Below are 1529 nucleotides of genomic sequence, written 5' to 3'. Positions count from 1 at the left end.
TAAAAAAAACTCCCACGCTTCAAGCGTAGGAGGCACAATAATTTAATGTGTTGGAAAGAAAATCATCTGGATTACAAAAATAATCCCAAATACATATAATATCCAATGAACATCCTTTCCTCTTCCGTTTACTAATTTCAATAATGGATACGTAATAAAACCAATGGAAATTCCCGTAGCGATACTGGATGTTAATGGCATGGATAGGATGATCGCAAAGGCTGGAAATGCTTCGTCAAATGTTTTCCAGTTAATTTTAGCTAATCCTTCCATCATAAAACAACCTACAATAATTAAAACAGGCGAGGTAATTGCTGGTAAATTTGCAACTGCACCTATAATAGGTGTAAAGAAAATAGATAGTGCAAATAGCAAAGCAATTACTAATGATGTTAGTCCAGTTCTACCACCAGCAGCTACACCTGAAGTAGACTCAATATAAGCTGTTGAAGGGCTTGTACCGAACATGGAACCTACTGTTGTAGCGGTTGCATCCGATAACAAGGCTGACTTTGCTCGTGGCATATTGCCGTTTTTCATAAAACCTGCTTGTTCTGCCACTCCAATCATGGTTCCAGTCGTATCAAATATGGTAACGAGTAGAAAAGCAAAAACGATCGTATAGAGACCTTGACTAAAGACACTGCCTATATCCAAGTCAAAAAACACAGGCATTGGTGGGGCTGATACATAGCCTTCTGAAAAGGATAATTGTCCTGTGAACAAAGCAATAATCGTCGTTATGAGCATACCAATAAATAAAGCACCCTTTATGTTCCAGACAAATAAAATTAAAGTAATAAATAAACCTACTAAAGTTAAAGCAGTCATCGGGTTATGTAAGTCTCCCAATCCAACAATATTTGCTTCATTTGGTGCGACGATACCGGCCATTCTCAAGCCATTAAAGGCGATAAATAGTCCAATCCCTGAGGTAATTCCATATTTTAAGGATGCAGGAATTGCTTTTATTAATGTCTCTCGAAGTGTCGTCAAACTCAAGAGAATAAAGATGATACCAGCAACAAATACAGTGCCAAATATCGCCTGATAAGTTAAGCCTTCTGATGCTACAACAGATGCAAAATATGCATTTAATCCCATACCTGGTGCTATTGCAATTGGATAATTCGCAAAGAAAGCCATGCATAGTGTACCTACAACTGCAGAGATAACCGTAGCCATAAACACTTGATCAAAGGGTACTCCTGCCGCTGAGAGAATTGCGGGGTTAACCACAACAATATAGACCATTGTAAGAAATGTTGTTAGGCCTGCAATCACCTCTGTTTGGATATTTGTGTTATTTTTCGTTAATTTAAAGATCTTATCCAAGACAAACACCTTACTTTCCGAATATAATAAAACAACATTGACTATAATATTCGTTTTTAACTAATTATGCAAGAAAAATTGCTTCCTTTCTATACTTCCTCCATTTTTATCGATTCATCCATCGTATTGTAACGTACTTTATTTCATTTTCAAGATTTACATACTATTAATTATGGTGCTTTCGTCCAATAAAC

1 protein-coding gene is annotated in these 1529 nt (G+C 36.5%); it reads right to left on the bottom strand.

Translation table 11 applies throughout. From position 1 onward, the window contains the following. Nucleotides 1-42: 42 nt before the first annotated feature. Nucleotides 43-1326 (bottom strand): NCS2 family permease, encoded by a 1284-nt coding sequence (locus JUJ52_RS22970; protein WP_228089236.1) that lies wholly within the window; start codon nucleotides 1324-1326, stop codon nucleotides 43-45. Between the last annotated feature and the right edge of the window lie 203 nt (nucleotides 1327-1529).

It is taken from the genome of Virgibacillus sp. AGTR (assembly GCF_016919725.2).
In the GTDB taxonomy this organism is placed as follows: Bacteria; Bacillota; Bacilli; order Bacillales; family Amphibacillaceae; genus Virgibacillus; species Virgibacillus salarius.
The sequence above is the reverse complement of the archived record's forward strand: the minus strand, read 5'-3'. Positions and strand labels throughout refer to the sequence as shown.